This window comes from Lysinibacillus pakistanensis (assembly GCF_030123245.1).
GTDB classification, from domain to species: Bacteria; Bacillota; Bacilli; order Bacillales_A; family Planococcaceae; genus Lysinibacillus; species Lysinibacillus pakistanensis.
The window spans coordinates 1,498,370-1,520,142 of the sequence record NZ_CP126101.1 but is presented as its reverse complement, the minus strand read 5'-3'; the positions used below and the strand labels follow the sequence as shown (position 1 = coordinate 1,520,142).

The following is a 21,773-nucleotide window of genomic DNA, read 5'->3' as shown; positions in this document are numbered from 1 at the left end:
GAGGTTTAAACCAAGCCTTCCTTCATATATGTTACATGGTTGGCGGTAAATAAATATTGAGAAATGTTAGCACGGTTAAATTACCAATATCTACTATAAAATGTGAAAAAATAACCCACCTTAAGCTCTTTGTTTTAAAATATGTAATAGCCCAAACAATACCAGCTAGGCTTAGATAAATATATAGATGATAGGATTTACTTGCAATTGAAAATACACCCCACATGAATGGATGGCTTAACACAAAAAATAACGTGGAATATACTACACTAAACCATTTTGACCAATCTTTTTTTAGCCCATCTAGTAATACTCCGCGCCAATAAAGTTCCTCAAACCAAGGATTAATAAAAGCAAATATTAACCATAGTATTAGTAATAAAGCGGAATCAAATAATTGGTAGTTCATTAGTAGAATACTTAACGGAAACATCCCCACTATTAAAGAAATAGTAATCCATAATTTTGATGTATTCGACTTCCTCAGCCAGCTTTTAATTGGTCTATCTCCTTTAAATAGGACAATACAGATACCCATAGAACTCCAATAAACTACTGCCAAGGGAATCCAAGCCCAGCCATCTATGAACCGACTAAAAAAAATTGCGGTTAAAAATCCTATGCCAATAATTATGAATGGTGATAGTAAGAGTGATATATTCTTTTGGCTACTCATTATGATAACTACTTCCTTTTTCATTTATAAAAATTTTCAACAATAAATTGGCGTCAGGGATGGGGCATTCAGGCCATTGAATTTTATTAATAGCTAAGCCTTGTATAAAGGCGTAATAGGTAACAGCTAAAGTTACTGGATTTGCCGAAATAATTTCTCCCTTTTCTTGCCCTGCTGTAATAATAGGCAATGTACACATAACTGGTGATAACGATTGATCTGTTAGCAGCTCTTTGACTTCAGCTGGAATAGCATCCGAGGTACTTGCCTGTATCATGACTAAAAAAAGCAATGTATGCTCTGAATCTACAAAGCTATTTAATATCTGCTCAGTCATCCATCTTAATTTCTCCAGTGGTGTACCCTTAAATTCATTTGCCTGTTGAATAATCTCTAAGGAACTATTCGCTGCTTTTTTTACAAGCAATGAAAAAATCTCTTCTTTCGAATTAAAATAATGATAGACAAGACCATGACTTAATCCAGCCTCTTTAGCAATATCACTTATTTTTGTTGCGACCATACCCCTCCTTGCAAAAACAATCAAGGCAGCTTTTAATATTTGTTCTTTTCGCGCATCTCTTAATTCTTGATTCAGCTCTGATTTCCTTGGCATTCCTATCCACTCCTTTTGATTGACTAGTCAGTCAATATTATTCTATTGTTCATTTACACATTTGTCAATTCAATAAAAAATAGGAAATTCTGTATTATAAATCTTTTATGTTAACTTGTAATGTAGCTAAGTTCCCGAAAAAGCGTATTAAGCGAAAATGGATGATGGCCATTTCCTCTACGCCAACATCCTCATTGCCACTATCGAGCCACTCCTGAATTACTCCTAATATCGCAGAACTTAAAAAAGCCTGTAAATATTGTCGAAATTCTGGATCTAACGTTTCCTCTTGAATAAGAGATAGGCTATTTAAAAGTTGATTACTAAAAACCTTCTTCATTTTATTAATAAAAATTGGACTCCCCTGTTCCCCTAAAAAAACGCGAAAAACCCTTGCATGCCTTTTAATGCATTGAAATATCTCAACAAATGGTTGATAAAGCTGTCCTTTTTTTACGGTGTGGAAAGCTTCTACAGGCTGAACATTTTTAACATAGCCCTCTAATTCATTTAATAGCTCCTGCTGTAAATCCTCCATTACTTCAAACTTATCCGTATAATGTAAATAAAAAGTGCCTCTATTGATGTTTGCAGCTAAAGCTAGATTTTTTACGGTTACTCGTTCAAAGCCTACTTCCTCGATTTGTTGGATTAAAGTCTTTTTGATTGCCTGCTTTGTTTCAAAATTCATCTTTTCATGTATAGACATCGTTAACCTCCTGCTGCTTGATTCTTTTCTTCAATCCTATATATGCTAGCGAAAAATTCCCCTAGTATCAATATAGTCTCTTTTTATCTTTTGTACATTTCCCATAAAATCACTAAACACATTTTCTTTATCTGTTGATTGTAATTCCCTATACACTATTTTAAAATTTCAGGTATCAACACTGTGTTCAGTAAAGGAGATGGAGAAATGGGAAATAATGCGATATTATTAAATTCCATTGAAAAAAGATTTCATCAAAAACAAGTGATTGCACCCCTTTCCTTAGAAATTCCAAAGGGCCAGCTTATCGGATTACTTGGTCCCTCAGGCTGTGGGAAAACAACGTTAATCAAATTGATTATGGGCATGATAAAACCTGATAACGGTAGTATTCAAGTATTGAACTTTAATGTTCCGAATAAGCAGTTGCTGATGGATATCGGCTATATGGCTCAATCTGATGCACTTTATTTGGATTTAACAGGGAAAGAAAATCTTCATTTTTTTGCAAAGCTTTTTCGATTATCCAAAAAAGAACGTGCTGAACGAGTAGCCTATGCGGCGGATCTCGTTCGTTTGACAGATGATTTAAATAATAAGGTCATGAATTACTCTGGGGGCATGAAAAGAAGATTATCTCTTGCCATTGCCCTACTTCAAAATCCACAGCTTTTAATTCTTGATGAACCAACAGTCGGCATTGACCCTGTCTTAAAAAAGGAAATATGGCAGGAGCTTATTCGATTAAAAGACGAGGAACAGAAAACAATTCTTGTCACAACACATGCCATGGACGAGGCGGAACAATGTGATCTATTAGCGATGCTAAGAAATGGACAGATTATTGCTTATGGTACTCCGCATGAATTGAAAGACCGTTATCAAGCACAGGATTTTGATGAGGTATTTATAAAGGCTGGAGGTGACGTGCGATGAGGATTAGTGCGATTGTAACAAGAATTATGCAGCAGATGAGACGCGATAAACGGACACTTGCTTTATTATTTATTGCACCATTAATCATTCTTTCCTTAATGTATTTTATTTTTAATAGTAATGAGCCTAAGATGACGCTTGTTGTAACGAATGGCCCAGCACCATTTATCGAAAAGCTTAAAGCTGTGGATGTTAAAGTAGTGGAAAACAATGATTATTCCTCAGCTCTCTTAAAGAAAGAACAATATGATGGATGGTTAGCAATTAAGCAAAATAATATAAATCTCACATTATTAAATGATGACCCTTCTAGTACTAAAGCTGTTATTATGAAGCTTTCACAAGCCTTACAGCCTGAACAAGCTTCTAGGATTAATCTAAAGACTGAGTATGTATATGGGGATGAAAATACTGCTATCTTTGATATTTTTAGTCCAATGCTTACTGGCTTCTTTGTTTTCTTTTTCGTCTTTTTAATTACAGGGATAGCGTTATTAAAGGAACGCACTTCTGGGACACTGGAACGTTTGCTAGCAACACCGATTAAACGTTCAGAAATTGTCGCAGGCTATATGATTGGCTATGGTTTTTTTGCCTTCCTTCAAACCATTATTATCGTTGTGTTTGGCATTTATATATTAGATATTGTTCATGTTGGCTCCATTTGGCTTGTTTTGCTAATCAATATTGTTGTAGCACTTGTTTCATTATCGTTAGGGGCGTTGCTATCAAGCTTTGCAACGTCTGAATTTCAAATGATGCAGTTTATTCCGCTTGTTATTGTTCCTCAAATATTTTTTTCAGGCATTTTCCCACTGGATAATATGGTAGAATGGCTGCAAAACATCGGGCGTATTATGCCACTTTACTACGCGGCTGATGCATTAAATGGTGTCATGTATAAAGGCTATGCTTTTCGTGACATTGTTGTGGATTTAGTGGTACTTGCTTGCTTCGCCCTTGTATTCATTATTCTAAATATTATTAGCCTAAAAAAATATCGATCCTTATAATGCATTTAGAAGAGTTCTACCATATCCCCGGTAGAGCTCTTTTTTACAGAATAACCAAAAATACCCCATCATTTTCATAGTAAAAGAGCAGATATTCATCTATACTAGTTTTACAATTAGTGCCATCATACATAGGTGTTTTACCTAAATATCAATAAAAATAAAGGGGTATAAAAATGAAGATGATGATGGAAATACAGGACATCTCTAAACAATACAAAGGCAAAAAGATTTTAGAGAATGCTTGCTTATCAATTTATGCCCACCAAATTATAGCTCTTGTAGGTAAGAACGGTTCTGGGAAGAGCACTCTTTTAAAGATCATTGCTGGATTAATAGATGCAGACAGTGGTGCAGTTATTAAACACCGGCAATCTTTAAAGATTGGGTATGTGCCAGAGGTGACACCTTCACATATTTTATTTACGCCAGAAGAATATCTTTTTCATATGGGCCGTATTCGAGGAATGGCCCCAAAACAATTACAGCAAAAAATTGATGATTTACTAGAAATGTTTCATTTACAGGAATCAAGGAATAGTCGAATCATTCATTTTTCAAAAGGTATGAAGCAAAAGGTAATGATTATGCAGGCAATGCTTGAACATACAGATTTACTAATTTTGGATGAGCCATTATCTGGTCTTGATTCAAAGGCACAGAGTGATCTAGAAGAAACCCTTTCTATTTTAAAAGACAACGGTTTGAGCATCGTTCTCACCTGCCATGAAACGAAATTGCTTCAGCATCTTGTTGACACCGTTTTTGTTATTCAGAATAATAAAATTATCCAGACAGATTCATTCTCTTCCAATCATACACAGCGCAATAGATTAATTTTTGAGATTGCCGATCCAGCACTATTGGAAAACCTTCTACCTTTCCTTGATATTCAACAGCAAAATCAGGTAAATTCTAACCATTTTGAGATTGTTACTGTCATCAAATTAGAGGATACCAACCAAATTTTAGAGGACCTTCTACGCAAACATGCCTCCATTAAACAATTAATGCCAATCAACTATCAGGAGGAACATTTCTATCGCCAATTTTAACGAGGAGGAATAGATACTAGAATGCTCAGTTTATTACGCTATCAATTTATCAATTATTTAAGGACTTTTCAATATGTCCCACCTTTTTCAATTTTTGTGTTATGTCTTGTCGTCAATTATACCTTTGTTCCGAATCCTATATTAGATAGCTATTCATTCACAGCTATTATGCTCTTTTTTCTAATGGGATGGTTTACGGTCACACTGTTTCATGCGGAGGATGAGGAGCAAAAAGTAATCACAACGCTACATGCTAAAGGTCGAACACAATACAATTTAGCCATTTTTAGTATTTGTGGACTGCTTGCGTTAGGCTTAAGCTTGATATCAGTACTTTACCCTATTTTAATTGGTGCCTTTGGAGAAACACCAAGATTAATACATCTTTTACTTGGCTTCCTCTCTCACTTTAGTTTAGCTATACTAGCCATTGCACTTTCAGCTATCTTTACAAGAGAGCTTATAAAAAATAAGCACAATACTTGGTGGGGTGTGCTAGGCATCTTACTCATCTCTATTGTAGGTGCTACGTTACACGACACAATTTCGCAAGTGAAAGGTCTTTCTTGGCTGCTTCCACCTGTCCGTCTTTCGTTAGAAATGATGGATTCAGAAGATTCCATAAAAGCCATACCAAGCATTTTTTATTGGCAGTTTGCTTGGATCTTTATTTATGCGTGCCTAGTCATTATGTTATTCTTCCTCCTAGCTAATCGAAAACTACTGAGGAGATAAATGTCTATGTTAAAAAAAGCAAAAGTCCTAATTATAGAAGATGAAGATGATATTGCTACTATCATTAGAGACTATTTAAGTGTCAATCACTTTGAGCCCTATATTGTTCAAACTGGGCAAGAGGCTATTCAAACTATAAAAAATAGCCCTCCTGATTTTATTATTCTTGACCTATCTCTTCCTGATTATGATGGCATCGAATTATGTCGTCAAATTCGTGAGGATAGCAATGTTGCTCTATTAATTTTAAGCGCTCGTAGCAGTGATACTGATAAGGTTTTAGGTCTGGGATTCGGTGCAGATGATTATATGACGAAGCCCTTCTCGTTAAGTGAGCTTGTAGCAAGAATAAAAGCGCATTTACGGAAACAAGATCGATGGCTGCTAGATAATACTGAAAAGGTGGATCTGATTCAAATCGATCATATGATTATCAATAAAAACGAGTATACCTTTTCCCTTAATCAAAAGCATATTCCTCTATCGGCAAAAGAATTTGAAATGCTTTATTTTCTAATGAAAAATAGAAATCAGGTATTCTCCAAAGCGCAGCTGCTTGATGTAGTTTGGGGCTATGACACATACGGTGATGAAAATACAATAACCGTTTATATTAGACGTCTACGTGAAAAAATTGAAGTCAATCCATCTTGTCCAGTCTACCTTCAAACTGTTTGGGGTGTTGGTTATAAATTTAGTACTCAAAATTATTCGTAGGAGAACCTAATGTATTTAAAAATTTGGATGAAGAAATGGCTATGGTCTATACTAATTTGTGTTTTTCTATTATTTACTTGTTTCCTTCTATTACTGCTTACTACTGTTAAACAAAATAAGGAACCTTCAAATGAATACGTTATCAATCAAATTCGCCTACAGGTAAATAATGTTTTATTGTACATAGAAGACCATTTTACAAGTCTCGAACAAAATTTAGATTTACGCAATTCCCTTCAAGAAATGAGCAATAGCCAAGATATAGATATCACAGTCGTTCAATTAGATGGGAGGATTATTTATAATTCCATAGAAGAAGACCCTTCACAGTTTATCAGCTTAAAAGACGATTTACATTATGATTTATTTACGTCACAACAACTGGCTGGAAAAGTTAAAATTGCTTTTCCCATAATTAATGACAAGCAAGAACAAATTGGTAACGCTATTTTCACCATTGATCAAAATGTTCTCTTACCTGTAAAGCGCTCTAATCATTTTATGATAATCGTTATAAGTGGTTTCCTATGCTTGTTTATTATTGGGCTTGCCTTGTACATGATACGGAAGGCTAATAAGGAAATCTTACTGCCTTTACATAATTTGAAGAAAAGTACAGAGGAAATTGTCAAAGGTAATTATGAACAGAAAACGGTGTATCCGAGAGTAGATGAAATTGGAGATTTGTATGCGGTATTTGATCAAATGCGCTTAGAAATAAAAAATCTTACACTCCAACGAGATGAACAGGAGCAAAACCAAAAAAAGCTTATATCTAGTATTTCGCATGAAGTAAGAACACCTCTAACAACCATAAAAGCTTATTTAGATGCTATTTCAGAGGGAATTTGTCCTGACATGGATTCACTTATGTCATATATTCAAATCATGCAAACAAATACTGAAAAAATGTCTAGACTCATTGATGATTTATTTATTCACACGTTGAAGGAGCTTGGACATATCCCAGTTAACTTAACAGAGCAATATAGCAAAGATGTTTTTACGAATATTTTGCATCCCATTCATCATTACGTCCAAACGACCGGCATTCATTTTATCGAGCCAGAGTATATTCCTAATGTCCTTATTCGAGCAGATGAGCATCGACTAGAGCAGGTGCTTTCAAACCTTATTACGAACGCACTAAAGCATACTTCTAAAGGCGATTCCATAGCCGTTTCTATCGATATTGAAAATCAATTACTATACATAAATGTCATAGATAATGGTAATGGAATGCTACCTGAGGATATGCCTTTTATTTTTGAACGCTACTTCAGAGGTATTCAAGCAACTGGTGAAACTGCTGTGAAAAATGAAGGAGCTGGACTCGGGTTGTCTATTTGTAAGCATATTATGGAAGCGCATAATGGTTCTATTTCATTTAAAAGTAAACAAAATAGAGGAACAACATTTACATTAACCCTGCCTATTATTTAAATTTCCAAGAGGGTAATTTCGAAAAATTAAAAATATAAATAATGAAAGTCAGAAAAAAATTGGAGAGTGAAGACATGATTCATGACATAAAGGAATATGTAAAATATTTAGATGGTAGTCATAAACGAACGATGTAATATATGAAGGCAATACCTGATGAACTTTTAGAGTGGAAGCCCTCTGAAGATAAATTTTCTATAGGTGATTTATTGCGGCATATTGCATCAGCTCGATTAATGTTTCTTGGAATATTTGAACATGGCTCGTGGACGTACACAGGTCATGATACTAGTAATGGGGCTTCCCTAGAGGAAATTTCTAATTATTTAGAGTCAAGTCAAACTAAATTAACTGAGGGGCTATTGAAAATTGGTAACGATGTGTTGTCAAAAAAGGTTTTAACCCTTCATGGTCATGAGGTAAGTGCTTGGAGAATACTTATGTCGATTCCCGAACATGAAATCCATCATCGTGGACAAATCTCAGCATATTTACAAATGAACAACATTGAACCGCCTCAAATTTTCGGATTAAAAATTGAGCAAGTGAAAACATTATAATTTTATGAAAGAGCTTTGGACATCATCTTCTATCCAAAGCTTATTTTTGTCTTTATAATCAATTATGCCTCTACATAATTGTTGCTGTCGCTTCGCTTTCGCACAGATAAACAATGCGTCCGGAATCGGCTTTGTGCTTTCACAAAGAACGATTTTCAAATCTTCTAGTTCTTGTAATAATTTATTAATATTTTAATAAGGACCTTATAATAAATCCCCCTTACACTAAAAGAAATAAAATCAAATGGAGGAGGTATTCTCGTGGAAAAAGAGGTACTTATTCGTGCTCAAAATCTATGTAAGACATATTCCACAGGGAGTGAGCAATTTCATGCAATAAAAAATATTAATATCGAAATATATAAAGGAGATTTTACAGTCATTATGGGCAACTCTGGTTCGGGTAAATCAACACTGCTTTATCTTTTAAGTGGTCTTGATTCTATTACGACTGGTGAAGTTTATTTTCATGGAGAAAGGCTGGATACATTTACCGAACAGCAGATAGCTACATTTCGCTCTAAAAAGATAGGATATGTCTATCAAAGTAGTAATCTCGTCCCGGATATGACATTGCTAGAAAATATCACCCTCCCAGGATATATTGCAAAATACCCTAAAAAAGATGTGATAAAAAAAGCGGAGATGCTATTAAATAAAATGGGACTTGAGGAGCAATGGAATCGTTTACCTTCGCAAACCTCTGGTGGACAGCAACAAAGAGCTGCTATTGCTAGAGCATTAGTCAATGACCCAGAGATTCTATTTGCAGATGAACCAACTGGTAGTTTAAATTACGATCATGGTGTAGCTATCTTAGATATTTTAACGGATTTAAACAAAAAAGGTCAGTCTGTCGTAATGATTACGCATGATATAAAAGCGGCCTGTCGTGCAAATCGTCTTATTATCATTCAGGATGGAAAAATTGGAGGTATTTTAGACTTCGATCAATACGATGATGCTAGCATACAAGAGCGTGAACATATTATCTTTTCTTATGTCACGGGAAAGGAGTAAAACATGCACGCAATACTTACTCTTTGCTTTGCACATATTAAGAAAAGGAAAATCCAAAATGTACTATTAGCAATTATAATTATGCTATCCACCCTTTTATTAGCTACCTCTGTAACGATTTTGATGAATACAAGCAATATTTTTGAAAAAACACATCATGATTCAAATGGGGCGCACCAAATTTTAACGATGGGCAAGGATATTCATAATCCAAACACTGTCAACAATTGGTGGCAAGAGCAACAAGGGGTTTCTGCCTCGAATCTCATTCCTTATAGAAATTTATCTGGCTTCACAGCGAATGGTGTAGAAACGACAAATCTCTACTTATTCATGATGAATACACCTAAAACGCCCTTTGTTGTTGATCGATTACTATTTTCAGAGGGTGAAAATCAGGACTACCCTACTGAAGGAACAATTTGGATTCCCACATCGATGGCTACTACCATGAGTATTTCACTTGGAGATACTATTGAATTTAACACTGGCGAAAAAGCTTTTACATTAAATGTTTCGGGTATTGTTGTAGATTTGCCATACGGCGGACCCTTTACAACGAATGCTCGTATTTGGATGAACGACTCTGACTATCATAAACAATTTGATACAATGATAGGGTCTGAAGAATATATGATGGCTCTTCGCTTTGATGATTATCAGCAAAGTGCAAACTATTGGATAGAATTCGAAAAATTTTTAAACGGCCCCTACCTTGAATCAAAAATGGAATACGTGGATCTCTATTCGTTTAATTTTATTATTAATAAAATTATCGGCTTTATCATGATCGCTTTTGGTGTAGCAATGTTATTCATTTCGCTGTATATTATTGGTTTTAGTATTTCAGATGCCATTTTAACGAACTATAAAACGATTGGTGTCATTAAATCTCTCGGGCTTACTTCTCGAAAAATTAGTGTGACCTATGTTTTACAATTTGGTTTATTATCCATGGTTTCAATTATTCCAGGTCTTATTGCCAGTACAGTCCTTTCCAGAGTGATCATAGAAAGCTCTTTATCTTATTTAAAGGCCGGAAAGCATTTAACGATTATTCAAGATTTTAGAATCACTATGCTACTTGCTGTCATAATCCTTGTCATTGTTATCCTTACTGCGTTCATATACTCTAACAAAGCACGTCACGTTGAACCCGTACAAGCAATTAAGTACGGTATGTCAGAATTTGCAAACAGTAAATTGAATCGGCGTTTAAACAACTCTAATCGTCTTTCTAATTTAGTTCATTTGCCGATTCTACTTCAAATTAGCATTAAAAACATCACTAAAAATATGAAAAGTTCCATTCTTATTATTGTTCTTACAGCCATTACTTCTGCAATTTTAGTGTTTAGTGCAGTCATTCATAATAGCTTTATTTCCAGCATCAAACAAAACACACCAGCATTGGGCTACGATTCATCACATGTTGTAGTAACGGTTTTTAATGAGGCAACATTTTCAAAACAACAGTTTGAACAATTTTTACGCTCAGATGAACGCATTAAAAATCACGCTTGGCTCGATCAATTTACAGGGGTTTTCCCTAATGAACCAAATCAACCGCTTAATATTAATGTCAATACTATTGAAGGTAGTTTTGATGTTGCTGGATACGAGACAATTTCTGGCCGTAATCCTGTAAATAAAAATGAAATCGCCATTGGCCTTAATGTCGCGAAGGCTTTACACAAAAATGTAGGAGATATTGTAGAAGTCTATATCGAAGGCAAGCAGCATCATTTGATTGTAGCTGGTATTTATCAATCAATCGCCAATATGTCTAATTCAGCGAGAATTACCGCTGATGTGATCAAAGTTTATAATGCTGCCTATTCTGCTTCAGAAATTAGTATGATCAATTTAGTAGATGAGACATTATCAGCTCAAATCGTTGATGATTTAAACAATAACTTTAAAAGCTCTGTCAAAGTCGACACACAACAAACATTATTAGAAGATGTGTTTAAAGTAGTGATTGCTGTTTTAATCATCCCATTATCTGTTATCGGAATTTTATTTATTGCTGTAACATTCATCATTATTTTTAGTGTTTCTAGAATAAACGTAAGAAAAGAAAGCGGAACTTATGGAATTTTTAAATCTATTGGTATGACCTCAAATACTATTCGATGGTCGATTACATCTGGAATTCTATTACTTTCATCACTAGGGGCTATGTTTGGAATTTTTATCGGTGTAAAAGTAATTCCCGTAGCTTTACAAAGTATTGTTTTAGAATATGGCTTACTAGAATTACCTCTTGTGATAAATTGGCCAATAACCATCGGATTATCCTTCTTAAGTGTTGTGGCAGCCTGTCTTGGTTGCTGGGTATCCACAAAAATCATTGCCAAAACATCACCTCAAATTCTACTCGTTGACTAAAAAACTGCCCTTACTCTATAAAAGAGCGAGGGCAGTTTCATCCTTTCATATCTTACCTATTCTTTCAATTCAATAACGATTGGTTCAAGATTTATTTCTTTAAAATCTTCTACCTCTACAGCTCTATTCCTCACAACAGTTTCGCCAAAAGCATTCTTTTCCTCTATTGGTTCATCATCATTTACAGATGACTTCATGAGCCGGACATGTGGCATAATCTTCAGTGTTGTTGCCCTTTCGTCAACTTTTCCAAACGTCTTACCTGTACGAATATCATTTGGATAACCACGACCCCCATGATTCAAGCCATCATAGTTATTCCCCATATCATCTGTCATTGTAAAGTCTAGGTCGATATTATCCCAATAATCTAAAATATGCTGATCTAATTGTTGCCTTACATATACAATGGTTGACATCGGTGTATGGGTGATTTGTCTAATTGTCACGTTGATACCATCAAGAGACGAAGATTTATTTACTATTTGCGTATACTTTGAGGTTGCCTCTACAGAAAAGGCAAAACGCCAGTGACCATTAATAATTGTATTTGATTTTTCCATCAATATTTTATCAATATTCCATACTAAGTATGCTGTATCCCCAACATTTGTTCCGAAATTCCCAACTGTTAACAAACCGACATAGTTGTAATCGTCTACTCTTTTTATTTCCGAGCCCCATGCCATGCCATCTGCATCCTTTAAAGATGAAGAAGTATCATGAATTCTTAGTTGGTCACCTAATTTCTTTTTACTCTTGAGCGAATAGGTTATAAAAATTGTTTCACCATCGTAAAGGGCATCATTAATGGTAATCTCCACACCCTTGCTCATCTCAGATAATTCTATAGCTGTTGAAAATTCTTTATAATTTTCATAAAGAAAAGATCTATCTCCATCTATAAATTGGAAGATGTTTTTCACAATGGGAATACTTCCTGCATGTGCTGGAAAGGTATATCCTATTATCGCTCCTGACAATCCCATAAAAAGCACTGCCACTGCTATTTGCCGCCATCGTTTCACTCTTTTTTTCTTTTTCTTTAGGCTTTGCTTTAATCGCTTTTTTACCTGCGCTTTTTCAAAATCACTAACATCAAGTTCGATAAATTCCTTCTTATCTAACTGCACGTCATTGAAAAATTTATAAATTCCCTTCATGTCGGATTACCCCCAAGCTTTAATTCAATTGCTTGCTGTTGTAATTTCTTCTTGCCTCGATATATGCGATTATCAACAGCTGCACCTGTCAAACCAACTTGCATTGCAATATCCTTTGTATTCATACCAATAAAAAATCTCATTATAAATATTTTTCGATCTATAGCATCGAGTGTGTTGATTAATTTTACTAATTCTTCTTGATTTTCTAGCTGAATGACCACTTCCTCTACTGAAGGGTCGATTAGTAAGTCTGGATGCTCAGAGGATATTTCTCTCTTCTTTACTGCTCTTCGGTAATAATCGAATGCTTTAAACTTAGCGATGACACAAAGCCACTTGCGAAAATCATCAGTACCTCCTTTAAATTGCTCGATATTATCCCAAATACTTAAAAATACATCATTGATACATTCATCAACTATATAATCCTGTTGCAATGGTGCAAGCACCTTATAAATAACACCTTTCACAAGCGATAAGTACTGATCCACGACATATTCAATAGCATCCTCTTTCTGTCGTTTCAATCGCTTGATGAAATTTTTCTCATTCGATTTCATGGCACCAATTCCTCTCAACTTCTTGTATAGGCCTCTTCATCCTATACAACGAACATATCAAGCATTTTCTCTCAAAAAAAAAAAGAATTCCTTTATACGCAAGGAATTCACTTTATTATTCTGTAAAAAATTCTTCTTCTGAAAAAACCACTATATTATTTCTTCTTAGTAATGCGGTTGTAACACCTACACCGATTCTCTTTGTAGCATTGAAATGACCATTATAAATCATTGCACTGCCACAGGATGGACTATACTCTTTTAAGATAACCTTCGTCGCACCAAGTTCAAGCGCTTTATGTAAAGTTGCATAGGCACCCTTTAGATACAGCTCCGTTACATCGCGGCCCGATTTTTCCACTACAATCGCTGTTCCATCAAGAACGTCTTCCCCATCTCCGCCAACTATTTCAGCAGGCTCACGAGGAGTAGTAAAGCCACCCATCAATTCAGGGCACACAGTTATAGCCTTATTTTCTAATACAAGCTGTTGTATTCTTTCATCTAAACAATCTGTCTCATTATAACGTACCTTTAATCCTGCTAAGCAAGCACTTATTAATATCACAACGTTTCCTCTTTTCCTCAGTATCTATACGGCATCTTTTAAATGTCACGTTAAAAGATTCTTTGTTACAATATTTTTATCCCCTATACGGATAGTAAGACACATTTATTATAACTTCCAATTGATACAACTGCTATAGTAGACTTAAGACCACTATGGCGCATTTTTTTGATTTAAAGGAGGAAAGAACTTGGTTGAATATACAATTTGTTTTCTGAAGCAGGGAGACAAAATATTATTACTGAATAGAGATAAGCCACAATGGATGGGCGCTTGGAATGGTGTCGGTGGAAAAATTGAGCAAGGTGAAACGCCATTGGTCAGTGCATTACGTGAAATCAAGGAAGAAACCGGCATTGCCTTGCAAGACATTACATACAAAGGAAAAATAACATGGACTGATGGAAACATTAACTTTGGTTGCATGTATGCATTTATGGCAGAACTACCAGAATCCTACCCGTATGTGACACCCATTAAGGTGGCAGAAGGTATTCTTGATTGGAAAGACCTATCTTGGATTTTGCACCCTCAAAATGTAGGAATAGCAGATTTAAAATATTATTTACCGAAGATGCTTGATGAATCAATCAACTACGAATATATTTTTACCTATAAAGATAGTAAATTAATTGATATGACAAGTACTCCATTAGTTCAAGCATTTACTGTCTAAATACGAAAAGATCTCGTAAACGTGATAGTAGCGTTTACGAGACTTGGCTAATTATTTTCTTGGCTGCGTAAATCGCATTCTGCACATCGACCAATTTAATGTTGTTTTTTGAATATCATCATAAATATCCCACAGGTTATCGACTACCCGTAATTCTACATGACGCTTAAATAATTCCTCAAATAAATTTTCGACTTCAAATTTAGCAATAGGTAGCTGAGTTGTTTCACTCGTATAATAGCCTGCTACCTGATCCTGTAGCGTAAATCCATGGATATCAAATTCATATAGATAGAGTGTCGTATTTTTCATTGTTTCAAACCACTTGCTTTCAATCACAATTACATGTGAAGCAGTTCCTGAGGTGAAATAAGTCTGTATATCCTGTTCTGTTGTTTCTGTACCTATACGATAGCAAACTCTTGGACAATTTCTAGGGGTTAAAAAATTAGGGAGACATTTTTCGTTTATAGCCCATACGAGCCCTGTAGTTGCATCTAAATCTGTTCGTTCAGGTAATCGAGGATGAAAGACAAGAATCTCACTTTCGTCACTGACATGAAATATTCTCATATACTTACCTTATTTTCTGAAATCTTGCTGCACATCGATTCCAATATCTAATGACTTGTGTTGCTTTAAAATAATGTTTAGTCAATTTAATACTAGTAACTTTGAAAGTAAATATAGCTTGTTTTGTAAAAAAGCTTAATCATTTGCTATTTAGAAATAACTGATTTCTGTAGACTTTCTAATAAAGAGATTCCTATTTTTTCATCATCATTTCTACCTAATCTATAATTGGCCAACACTACGGAGGCAACTTTCTTCTCTTTATCAATCCCTAAAAATGAGCTAAAGCAACCTGTTCCACCGCCATGCAAAATAACATTATTGTTGTTCTTTAAAAGCCACCATCCAAGACCCATATCATACTTCTTTGTTCCATTTCCATGTTTTTTATGACAAAGAGACAAATACGGTTTATCTTCGTAAATATTTATTTTTGCATATTTAAGTAAATCATCAGCAGTTGAACTTATTGCACCCGCCGGTGATATAAGATTTTCTTTGTTCCATTTCCAATTGCCGCAATCATTATTTTTTCTGTCATAACCATGTAAATTATTATTTGATGTGCCTAAATAAGTATCGCTTAGTCCAAGCTCATTATGAAGAAAATCATTCATAGTGTCCCAATATCCACTGCCTGATACAATCCCCAATCCATACCCAATAAGTGATATACCGAAATTTGAATATTTCCATGAATAATCCATTTCTTTCAATTTATTTTTTTCAATTAGCATTTTCATATTGTTAAAATCCATATGTAACGGATTATTCTTATTCAAATTACCCCCACCAATAATCAAATCTAAAAATAGGCCAGAATATTCCCGTTTATTTAATGGCAGACTTGCTGAATATCCAGAAGAGTGAGTAGCAAGGCGGAGCAGTGTAGGATAATAATCTTCTCCCTTAACCCCTTCAATATACTTTTGTATTGAATCATTTATTGACATCTTTTTTTCAAATACATATTTTGATAGCAAAGATGCAGTAAAAGTCTTTGTTATAGATCCAATTTCATATTGATATTTTTCTGGTGAATGAAGTTCTCCGTTTTCATTAAAAATTTTAATTACAGAATGATTGTCTCTTAAATAGCCAACAGTTAATTTTAAATGCTCTTTTCCTCTGTAGGCCCTTTTAATTAATCGTAATGTTTCATTACTGATTTCAAACATAATTAACCTCCCTTATCAAAAATTGATATATTCTTCAAAAATAAATCAGCCTCTACGATTATTTTTCACATTTTATTACCCTTATTAATTGCTTGCATTCTTCGTTTCTCAAACTCCTTCAAGATTCTCATTTGTAATTCCATGTTATCTTCATCCATTTGTAAATTACCCACTTCTTCGAATCCATCGTGTTCTTCACCGTCAAAACTATAAAGTTTCTTTAAAAGGGCCCACATTGTTTCTAATTCATCAGTTGATAACTTTTTAAAAAGATCTTCCAAAAAAAAGATTCCTTTTTCTGCAACGGCAAGCAAAACTTCTTTTCCTGTTTTTGTTATTTTTACGTTAATCGCACGTTTATCTTTCCTACTAGGAACAACGTTAACATATCCCTTGTTTGCCATAATGGTGATTAACTGTTTTACGCTCTGTTTTGTGGTACCTAATTTTCTAGCTATATTATTCAAAGTCGTTTCATCTTCTGGTAAATGTGCAATTGCCACCATTGCCATATACTGTCTAGAAGTTAAAAGTTCAAGGAATCTGTCACCTTTTACTTGAATCTTATTTGCTAAAGAAAATAAGGTACCATAAGCTTGCTGCATTAAAAATAGTTCTCTGTAAATATCCATAATCGCCCTCCATTTAGACAATATATTGTCTAAAATAAGCGTAGCATATTTTTAAAATTAGTCAATATACTGTCTTATTTCAATTAAATAATTTTCTTATTCTTTGCTATACATTAACCTACCCGATTGTTGAACAAGAAAAATCCTGCGTACCAACACATAGAATTTTAATTAAGCTTATTATGAATGAACAAACTTTTTTTAAAAATAATCGAACTTAATTTTAAAGGGTCAATATTTTTATAAAACCACTGCTTGCTCTGTCATTATAGTTCTTTCCATGCGTTTTCCTCATTTCTATATAAAATCGTAACGTGGCGCTTCTTATGCTAATGTCAAAATTTAAGCCTGAAATCCACTTGGAATTTCAGGCTTTTTTTAGGAATTCGATTGTGTTTTAATGGCCAATACATTTTCTAATGTGGCCTGCTGCTTCATCGTTAACCACCGTCCACACAGCATGACAAGTAAGGCAAGAAATACTATACCACCAGCAAATACAAGAGCTGCTTTATAGCTGCTATAAACTTCTACAAGCTGACCCGCGATGATCGGTCCAATAATTTGCCCAAATGCATAAAACGTTGTTAACAATGACACGACTGGCCCGCTTTGAGTTGGGAAAAGCTGACGTGCATAGGAAGTTGTCAACGTCACAATCCCTACAAATGTTAAGCCAAATAAAAATGAAGACAATAAAACGCTCCATACAGTTTGTGAAAATACTGGTAGCAGGATGCCTAACACTTGTAATATGTATGCCACAAATAGGATTTTTATTGCAGAAAATTTTTCTAACAACACAGTCCAAACTGGTGCTGAGGGTATGGCTGCTACCCCAACGATAACCCAGCTATAGGAGGAATACGCTTGGAGTGAAGGAATATTATGAATAATATCGACTAAAAATGTCCCTGTGATGATATAGCCTAAGCCCTCTAGGCCATATGACACGATTAACCACGGCATAAAGCCCTTTGTCATTTTTGTATCGGAGGATTTAGCAGCCTTCTTGCTATCTTGTACATCTAATCCTCTCCAAAGAATGTACGTAATGCCTAAAAACAGCGCTGATAAAATCCCTAAGCCTATCCATGTACCTTGCCATGCAAAATGTCCCTCAAGAACTGGTACGAATAAGCCTGAGATAGCAATCCCTAAGCCTATCCCACTGAATAAATAGCCTGACCAACGAGAAAGTGAGCGCTTTGCTAGGTAATCCATAATAATGCTCGATGTTAAAACAAAAATAAGTCCGCCTGTAATGCCTGCAATCAATCGAAGCACAAGCCAAACACTATATAATCCAATAATGCCCATTAGAACAACAGAAAGGACATTTAAGACAACACTTAACAATAAAAAATTCTTCCTATTACGATGGATAAATCCTGCCCATAATGCACCAATGAAATAGCCAATATAATTACTTGATGCCAGAAATCCTGCTACTTCAAAAGAAAATCCGACATCATGCCGCATAAATGGCAAAATTGGTGTAAAGGCAAATCGGCTAATGCCCATTGCCACTACGAGCAATAGTACCCCTCCAAATAAAATTCCGATGTGCTGTCGGTTCATCTCGTCCCCTCCCCTAAAACTTTATAGTAATTAAAAGGATACAGAGTGAAAATTAATAAATCTAATATATAATTTATATAAAAGGATAAATAATTTTTATATAAGGAGAAATTTCATGAATTTACATGCTCTTAGACTCTTCACAAAAGTAGCCGAGCTTAAAAGTGTATCGAAGGCAGCACAAGCACTAATGATTAGCCAGCCTGCTGTTACTATACAAATTCGGAATTTAGAAAAAGATTTAGAATTAACCTTGTTGGAATCTAAGGGAAGGGGAATCACGTTAACACAAAATGGGGAATTTTTATTTAAACAGGCACAGCGGTTATTTGATTTAGAATTGGATATTGAAAATAAGTTAGAGCAATTAAAAAATACGGGGAATGAGGAATTACAAATTGCTTCTACCCATGTGCCATCCCATTTTTTATTACCGAAATGGTTAGCTAACTATAAGCAAGCTTTTCCGAATTCTTATATCCATATAAAAACCGCGAACTCCCAGCAGGTTATTGAAGAATTGCTTCATTATAAAGCGGATTTAGCCTTTATCGTAAAAGAGGATGGTCATCATCCAGATATTAATTATCAATTTTTGATTAATTTGGATTATTGGTTTATCGTGCCTTATGGACACCCAATGGCAGATCAAACTGTGACATTAGTAGAATTAATGCAGCAGCCCTTTGTTTCTAGAGAAGACGGTAGCTCAACAAAGGAATTTTTAAATGCACTGTGTAAGGTTCATAAAATTCCGCCACCAAGAGTAGGTCTACAACTCGATGGCATTAATGAATCGATCCATGCCATTGCAGCTGGTTACGGTACAATGCTAGCACCGTCCATAGCTGCTTCAAGCTTTATTCAAAGGCAACAAGTAGCCAGAGTCTTTATAAAAGATATTGATATTCAAAGACCCATCTATCTTTGTACACGAAAAAACGAACAAAATATCTCTGCGGCCTTTCATTCGTTTATAGATATTATTAATGACTCTATTAATCGTATTTGAGATTTTATTCTCAAATACGATTCATTTATTAAGATGAAGTTGTTTCTGAAACAAAAAAACAATGAATCGAATAATTAATACATAGATAAATGCTTCTATAAAACTAATTGCTAACACAAAGATATAACGAGCAAAATCTTCAAGCTCACTAAAATAATACTTTTGTATTTGCCAGTCAAAAAATAATGCCTTATAACTTATTCCTAAAAAAATCGGAATGAACAAAAGCCAATAAAATAGTGATAATTTAAAATTATGCCCTTTCACCAACATATAAATCCTCCTCCTTAAGCTGTCTCTTCTATAAATATTATTCGACAAACATTCACATAAGCCTTGTTTTCCTATTTAAAAGCAAATCTTACATCATTTGATTGTATACCATTGAATTATGACTAGTTCTCTAATTTTACCCTAATGCCTATCAAAGCTGTAAAAAAATAGCTGTAGTCATTATAGTAATAATATTCAATATTCGTTTTTTATAGACTAAACAGTTTAAATGACCTATAATAGTCCAAGTAATTATCAATACACGAACATTAAGGTGGTTTTTATGTCAAATTATACGCAAATTTTCAAAGGGACAGCTTTTTCAAGTAAGTCTTCTAGTGAAGTACACATTTTAAAAGATTATCTATTCTTTATAAACGCAGAAGGTATGATTGAAAAAACTGTCGCTCCCGATCATGTCGACTATCAAAATCTCCTTACTACATATCAAGGCAAAGAAAATTTCCATTCCTTAGAGGAAGGTCAATACTTCTTACCTGGCTTTGTCGATTTGCATGTACATGCCCCACAATGGGCTCAGGCTGGTACTGCATTAGATATTCCACTTTATGATTGGCTAAACACATACACCTTTCCTATCGAATCCAAATTTTCTGATTTAGCATTTGCACAAGAGGTCTATGAAGATTTAGTTAGCACGTTACTTGCAAATGGTACAACTACCTCTCTCTATTTTGCTACTGTCCATAAGGAAGCAAGCTTACTATTAGCAAAAATTTGTGCGGAAAAAGGGCAACGAGGCTTAGTTGGAAAAGTTGTTATGGATGATCCCGAGCAAAATCCAGACTACTACCGTGATTTTGATTCCAAAACAGCATTAAAGGATACAGAAGAGTTTATTTTAGCTGTGAAAGATCTAGCAAAAACGACAAAACAGGGTGTTTATCCAGTCGTTACACCACGTTTTATTCCAAGCTGTACGGACGATGCCTTAAAGGGCTTGGGTGAATTAGCTGCTAAATATGATACGCATATTCAATCACACTGTAGTGAAAGTGATTGGGAGCATGGCTATGTGAAGGAACGATTTAAGAAAAATGACGCCTTTGCCTTACATGATTTTGGTTTATTAGGCGATAAATCTGTGATGGCACATTGTAATTTTTTAAGCAATGATGACGCACAGCTATTTGCTGAAACTGGCACTGCAATTGGTCATTGTCCTATCTCCAATGCTTATTTTGCAAATAGTGTTATTCCTATTGCTCGCTTCCATTCAATGGGTGTGGATATAGGGTTAGGTTCAGATCTTTCAGGCGGTTTTTCTCCAAGTTTGTTTGATAATGCAAGACAAGCTGTTATGTCATCTAGAATGCTAGAAGACGGCGTTGATACTTCACTTCCTGCCGAAAAACGAGGCGTAGCAAATTCACGTATTACGATAAATGAAGCATTTTATTTAGCTACTGCTGGTGGTGGCGAAAGCTTAAGCTTACCAGTCGGTCGACTACAGGAGAACTATACATGGGATGTACAAATCATCGATACAAAAGTACCATCTGCCAAGCTACCTATTTTTGAAAACAACGAAGATTTACAGGATATCTTCCAAAAAATCATGTATCTTGTACGTCCCGAAAATATCCGTGAAGTGTGGGTACAAGGAAATAAAGTTCACACAAGAGCATAACTCGCGACTCTGTCATTTAACAGTATAAATTT

23 protein-coding genes are annotated in these 21,773 nt (G+C 34.8%); 12 read left to right on the top strand and 11 right to left on the bottom strand.

Annotated elements, in window-relative coordinates; translation table 11 throughout:
• Positions 1-31: 31 nt before the first annotated feature.
• The 3 genes from QNH24_RS07130 to QNH24_RS07120 form a co-directional block, all read right to left on the bottom strand.
• Positions 32-676, bottom strand: a complete 645-nt coding sequence (locus tag QNH24_RS07130) for a CPBP family intramembrane glutamic endopeptidase (RefSeq protein WP_283871388.1) — start codon at positions 674-676, stop codon at positions 32-34.
• Positions 669-1,292: a TetR/AcrR family transcriptional regulator gene (locus QNH24_RS07125; RefSeq protein ID WP_283871387.1), complete on the bottom strand. Its 624-nt coding sequence runs from the start codon at positions 1,290-1,292 to the stop codon at positions 669-671. Before QNH24_RS07125 ends, QNH24_RS07130 begins: the two co-directional genes overlap by 8 nt.
• 94 nt (positions 1,293-1,386) lie before the next feature.
• The gene (locus QNH24_RS07120) at positions 1,387-2,001 is read right to left on the bottom strand and encodes a TetR/AcrR family transcriptional regulator (RefSeq protein ID WP_283871386.1); all 615 of its coding nucleotides are present in this window, start codon (positions 1,999-2,001) and stop codon (positions 1,387-1,389) included.
• A gap of 207 nt (positions 2,002-2,208) precedes the next feature.
• Here QNH24_RS07120 and QNH24_RS07115 point away from each other — a divergent pair, with 207 nt between their 5' ends.
• From QNH24_RS07115 to QNH24_RS07075, 9 genes are all read left to right on the top strand, one after another.
• Entirely contained in the window at positions 2,209-2,937 is a 729-nt protein-coding gene (locus QNH24_RS07115; RefSeq protein ID WP_283871385.1) for an ABC transporter ATP-binding protein, read from the top strand.
• Positions 2,934-3,950: an ABC transporter permease gene (locus QNH24_RS07110; protein WP_283871384.1), complete on the top strand. Its 1,017-nt coding sequence runs from the start codon at positions 2,934-2,936 to the stop codon at positions 3,948-3,950. Before QNH24_RS07115 ends, QNH24_RS07110 begins: the two co-directional genes overlap by 4 nt.
• A gap of 176 nt (positions 3,951-4,126) precedes the next feature.
• Positions 4,127-5,005 (top strand): ABC transporter ATP-binding protein, encoded by an 879-nt coding sequence (locus QNH24_RS07105; RefSeq protein ID WP_283871383.1) that lies wholly within the window; start codon positions 4,127-4,129, stop codon positions 5,003-5,005.
• 21 nt (positions 5,006-5,026) lie between these two features.
• Positions 5,027-5,740: an ABC transporter permease gene (locus QNH24_RS07100; protein WP_283871382.1), complete on the top strand. Its 714-nt coding sequence runs from the start codon at positions 5,027-5,029 to the stop codon at positions 5,738-5,740.
• A gap of 6 nt (positions 5,741-5,746) precedes the next feature.
• Entirely contained in the window at positions 5,747-6,457 is a 711-nt protein-coding gene (locus QNH24_RS07095) for a response regulator transcription factor (RefSeq protein ID WP_283871381.1), read from the top strand.
• A gap of 9 nt (positions 6,458-6,466) precedes the next feature.
• Positions 6,467-7,900 carry a sensor histidine kinase gene (locus QNH24_RS07090; protein ID WP_283871380.1) on the top strand — a complete coding sequence of 478 codons (1,434 nt, stop codon included), beginning with the start codon at positions 6,467-6,469 and terminating at the stop codon, positions 7,898-7,900.
• Positions 7,901-8,040: 140 nt separating this feature from the next.
• Positions 8,041-8,460 carry a DinB family protein gene (locus QNH24_RS07085; RefSeq protein ID WP_283871379.1) on the top strand — a complete coding sequence of 140 codons (420 nt, stop codon included), beginning with the start codon at positions 8,041-8,043 and terminating at the stop codon, positions 8,458-8,460.
• A gap of 261 nt (positions 8,461-8,721) precedes the next feature.
• Positions 8,722-9,480 (top strand): ABC transporter ATP-binding protein, encoded by a 759-nt coding sequence (locus QNH24_RS07080; RefSeq protein ID WP_283871378.1) that lies wholly within the window; start codon positions 8,722-8,724, stop codon positions 9,478-9,480.
• Between the two features lie 3 nt (positions 9,481-9,483).
• Positions 9,484-11,871 carry an FtsX-like permease family protein gene (locus QNH24_RS07075; protein WP_283871377.1) on the top strand — a complete coding sequence of 796 codons (2,388 nt, stop codon included), beginning with the start codon at positions 9,484-9,486 and terminating at the stop codon, positions 11,869-11,871.
• A 56-nt stretch (positions 11,872-11,927) separates the two neighbouring features.
• Here the strand turns inward: QNH24_RS07075 and QNH24_RS07070 are convergent, their stop codons facing one another.
• The 3 genes from QNH24_RS07070 to QNH24_RS07060 all read right to left on the bottom strand — a co-directional run bounded on the left by QNH24_RS07070 (position 11,928) and on the right by QNH24_RS07060 (position 14,165).
• Complete coding sequence (locus QNH24_RS07070; RefSeq protein ID WP_283871376.1) at positions 11,928-13,034, bottom strand: DUF4179 domain-containing protein; 1,107 nt, start codon at positions 13,032-13,034, stop codon at positions 11,928-11,930.
• Positions 13,031-13,597: a sigma-70 family RNA polymerase sigma factor gene (locus tag QNH24_RS07065; protein WP_283871375.1), complete on the bottom strand. Its 567-nt coding sequence runs from the start codon at positions 13,595-13,597 to the stop codon at positions 13,031-13,033. Before QNH24_RS07065 ends, QNH24_RS07070 begins: the two co-directional genes overlap by 4 nt.
• 115 nt (positions 13,598-13,712) lie before the next feature.
• Positions 13,713-14,165 (bottom strand): 2-thiouracil desulfurase family protein, encoded by a 453-nt coding sequence (locus tag QNH24_RS07060; protein WP_283871374.1) that lies wholly within the window; start codon positions 14,163-14,165, stop codon positions 13,713-13,715.
• Positions 14,166-14,355: 190 nt separating this feature from the next.
• On the opposite strand from QNH24_RS07060, the gene QNH24_RS07055 reads away from it, so the two are divergent.
• On the top strand, positions 14,356-14,841 hold the full coding sequence (locus QNH24_RS07055) for an NUDIX hydrolase (RefSeq protein ID WP_283871373.1): 486 nt from the start codon (positions 14,356-14,358) through the stop codon (positions 14,839-14,841).
• A gap of 51 nt (positions 14,842-14,892) precedes the next feature.
• Here the strand turns inward: QNH24_RS07055 and QNH24_RS07050 are convergent, their stop codons facing one another.
• The 4 genes from QNH24_RS07050 to QNH24_RS07035 all read right to left on the bottom strand — a co-directional run bounded on the left by QNH24_RS07050 (position 14,893) and on the right by QNH24_RS07035 (position 18,805).
• Positions 14,893-15,414, bottom strand: a complete 522-nt coding sequence (locus tag QNH24_RS07050; protein WP_283871372.1) for a DUF6886 family protein — start codon at positions 15,412-15,414, stop codon at positions 14,893-14,895.
• Positions 15,415-15,560: 146 nt separating this feature from the next.
• Entirely contained in the window at positions 15,561-16,592 is a 1,032-nt protein-coding gene (locus tag QNH24_RS07045) for a serine hydrolase domain-containing protein (RefSeq protein ID WP_283871371.1), read from the bottom strand.
• Between the two features lie 65 nt (positions 16,593-16,657).
• Positions 16,658-17,224 carry a MarR family winged helix-turn-helix transcriptional regulator gene (locus QNH24_RS07040; protein WP_283871370.1) on the bottom strand — a complete coding sequence of 189 codons (567 nt, stop codon included), beginning with the start codon at positions 17,222-17,224 and terminating at the stop codon, positions 16,658-16,660.
• A gap of 378 nt (positions 17,225-17,602) precedes the next feature.
• Positions 17,603-18,805: a YbfB/YjiJ family MFS transporter gene (locus QNH24_RS07035; protein ID WP_283871369.1), complete on the bottom strand. Its 1,203-nt coding sequence runs from the start codon at positions 18,803-18,805 to the stop codon at positions 17,603-17,605.
• Between the two features lie 115 nt (positions 18,806-18,920).
• Between QNH24_RS07035 and QNH24_RS07030 the strand changes: the two genes are divergently transcribed.
• Positions 18,921-19,817 carry a LysR family transcriptional regulator gene (locus tag QNH24_RS07030; RefSeq protein WP_283871367.1) on the top strand — a complete coding sequence of 299 codons (897 nt, stop codon included), beginning with the start codon at positions 18,921-18,923 and terminating at the stop codon, positions 19,815-19,817.
• A 21-nt stretch (positions 19,818-19,838) separates the two neighbouring features.
• Here QNH24_RS07030 and QNH24_RS07025 read toward each other — a convergent pair whose 3' ends face one another.
• Positions 19,839-20,090 (bottom strand): hypothetical protein, encoded by a 252-nt coding sequence (locus QNH24_RS07025; RefSeq protein WP_283871366.1) that lies wholly within the window; start codon positions 20,088-20,090, stop codon positions 19,839-19,841.
• 283 nt (positions 20,091-20,373) lie between these two features.
• On the opposite strand from QNH24_RS07025, the gene guaD reads away from it, so the two are divergent.
• Positions 20,374-21,741 carry a guanine deaminase gene (gene guaD, locus QNH24_RS07020; protein ID WP_283871365.1) on the top strand — a complete coding sequence of 456 codons (1,368 nt, stop codon included), beginning with the start codon at positions 20,374-20,376 and terminating at the stop codon, positions 21,739-21,741.
• The last annotated feature ends 32 nt before the right edge of the window (positions 21,742-21,773 follow it).

Excerpts from the sequence above, each read along its gene's own strand:
- QNH24_RS07130 (WP_283871388.1), bottom strand. The coding sequence starts at position 676 with ATGAGTAGCCAAAAGAATATATCACTCTTACTATCACCATTCATAATT.
- QNH24_RS07125 (WP_283871387.1), bottom strand. The coding sequence starts at position 1,292 with ATGCCAAGGAAATCAGAGCTGAATCAAGAATTAAGAGATGCGCGAAAA.
- QNH24_RS07120 (WP_283871386.1), bottom strand. The coding sequence starts at position 2,001 with ATGTCTATACATGAAAAGATGAATTTTGAAACAAAGCAGGCAATCAAA.
- QNH24_RS07115 (WP_283871385.1), top strand. The coding sequence starts at position 2,209 with ATGGGAAATAATGCGATATTATTAAATTCCATTGAAAAAAGATTTCAT.
- QNH24_RS07110 (WP_283871384.1), top strand. The coding sequence starts at position 2,934 with ATGAGGATTAGTGCGATTGTAACAAGAATTATGCAGCAGATGAGACGC.
- QNH24_RS07105 (WP_283871383.1), top strand. The coding sequence starts at position 4,127 with ATGAAGATGATGATGGAAATACAGGACATCTCTAAACAATACAAAGGC.
- QNH24_RS07100 (WP_283871382.1), top strand. The coding sequence starts at position 5,027 with ATGCTCAGTTTATTACGCTATCAATTTATCAATTATTTAAGGACTTTT.
- QNH24_RS07095 (WP_283871381.1), top strand. The coding sequence starts at position 5,747 with ATGTTAAAAAAAGCAAAAGTCCTAATTATAGAAGATGAAGATGATATT.
- QNH24_RS07090 (WP_283871380.1), top strand. The coding sequence starts at position 6,467 with ATGTATTTAAAAATTTGGATGAAGAAATGGCTATGGTCTATACTAATT.
- QNH24_RS07085 (WP_283871379.1), top strand. The coding sequence starts at position 8,041 with ATGAAGGCAATACCTGATGAACTTTTAGAGTGGAAGCCCTCTGAAGAT.
- QNH24_RS07075 (WP_283871377.1), top strand. The coding sequence starts at position 9,484 with ATGCACGCAATACTTACTCTTTGCTTTGCACATATTAAGAAAAGGAAA.
- QNH24_RS07070 (WP_283871376.1), bottom strand. The coding sequence starts at position 13,034 with ATGAAGGGAATTTATAAATTTTTCAATGACGTGCAGTTAGATAAGAAG.
- QNH24_RS07065 (WP_283871375.1), bottom strand. The coding sequence starts at position 13,597 with ATGAAATCGAATGAGAAAAATTTCATCAAGCGATTGAAACGACAGAAA.
- QNH24_RS07050 (WP_283871372.1), bottom strand. The coding sequence starts at position 15,414 with ATGAGAATATTTCATGTCAGTGACGAAAGTGAGATTCTTGTCTTTCAT.
- QNH24_RS07045 (WP_283871371.1), bottom strand. The coding sequence starts at position 16,592 with ATGTTTGAAATCAGTAATGAAACATTACGATTAATTAAAAGGGCCTAC.
- QNH24_RS07040 (WP_283871370.1), bottom strand. The coding sequence starts at position 17,224 with ATGGATATTTACAGAGAACTATTTTTAATGCAGCAAGCTTATGGTACC.
- QNH24_RS07035 (WP_283871369.1), bottom strand. The coding sequence starts at position 18,805 with ATGAACCGACAGCACATCGGAATTTTATTTGGAGGGGTACTATTGCTC.
- QNH24_RS07030 (WP_283871367.1), top strand. The coding sequence starts at position 18,921 with ATGAATTTACATGCTCTTAGACTCTTCACAAAAGTAGCCGAGCTTAAA.
- QNH24_RS07025 (WP_283871366.1), bottom strand. The coding sequence starts at position 20,090 with ATGTTGGTGAAAGGGCATAATTTTAAATTATCACTATTTTATTGGCTT.
- guaD (WP_283871365.1), top strand. The coding sequence starts at position 20,374 with ATGTCAAATTATACGCAAATTTTCAAAGGGACAGCTTTTTCAAGTAAG.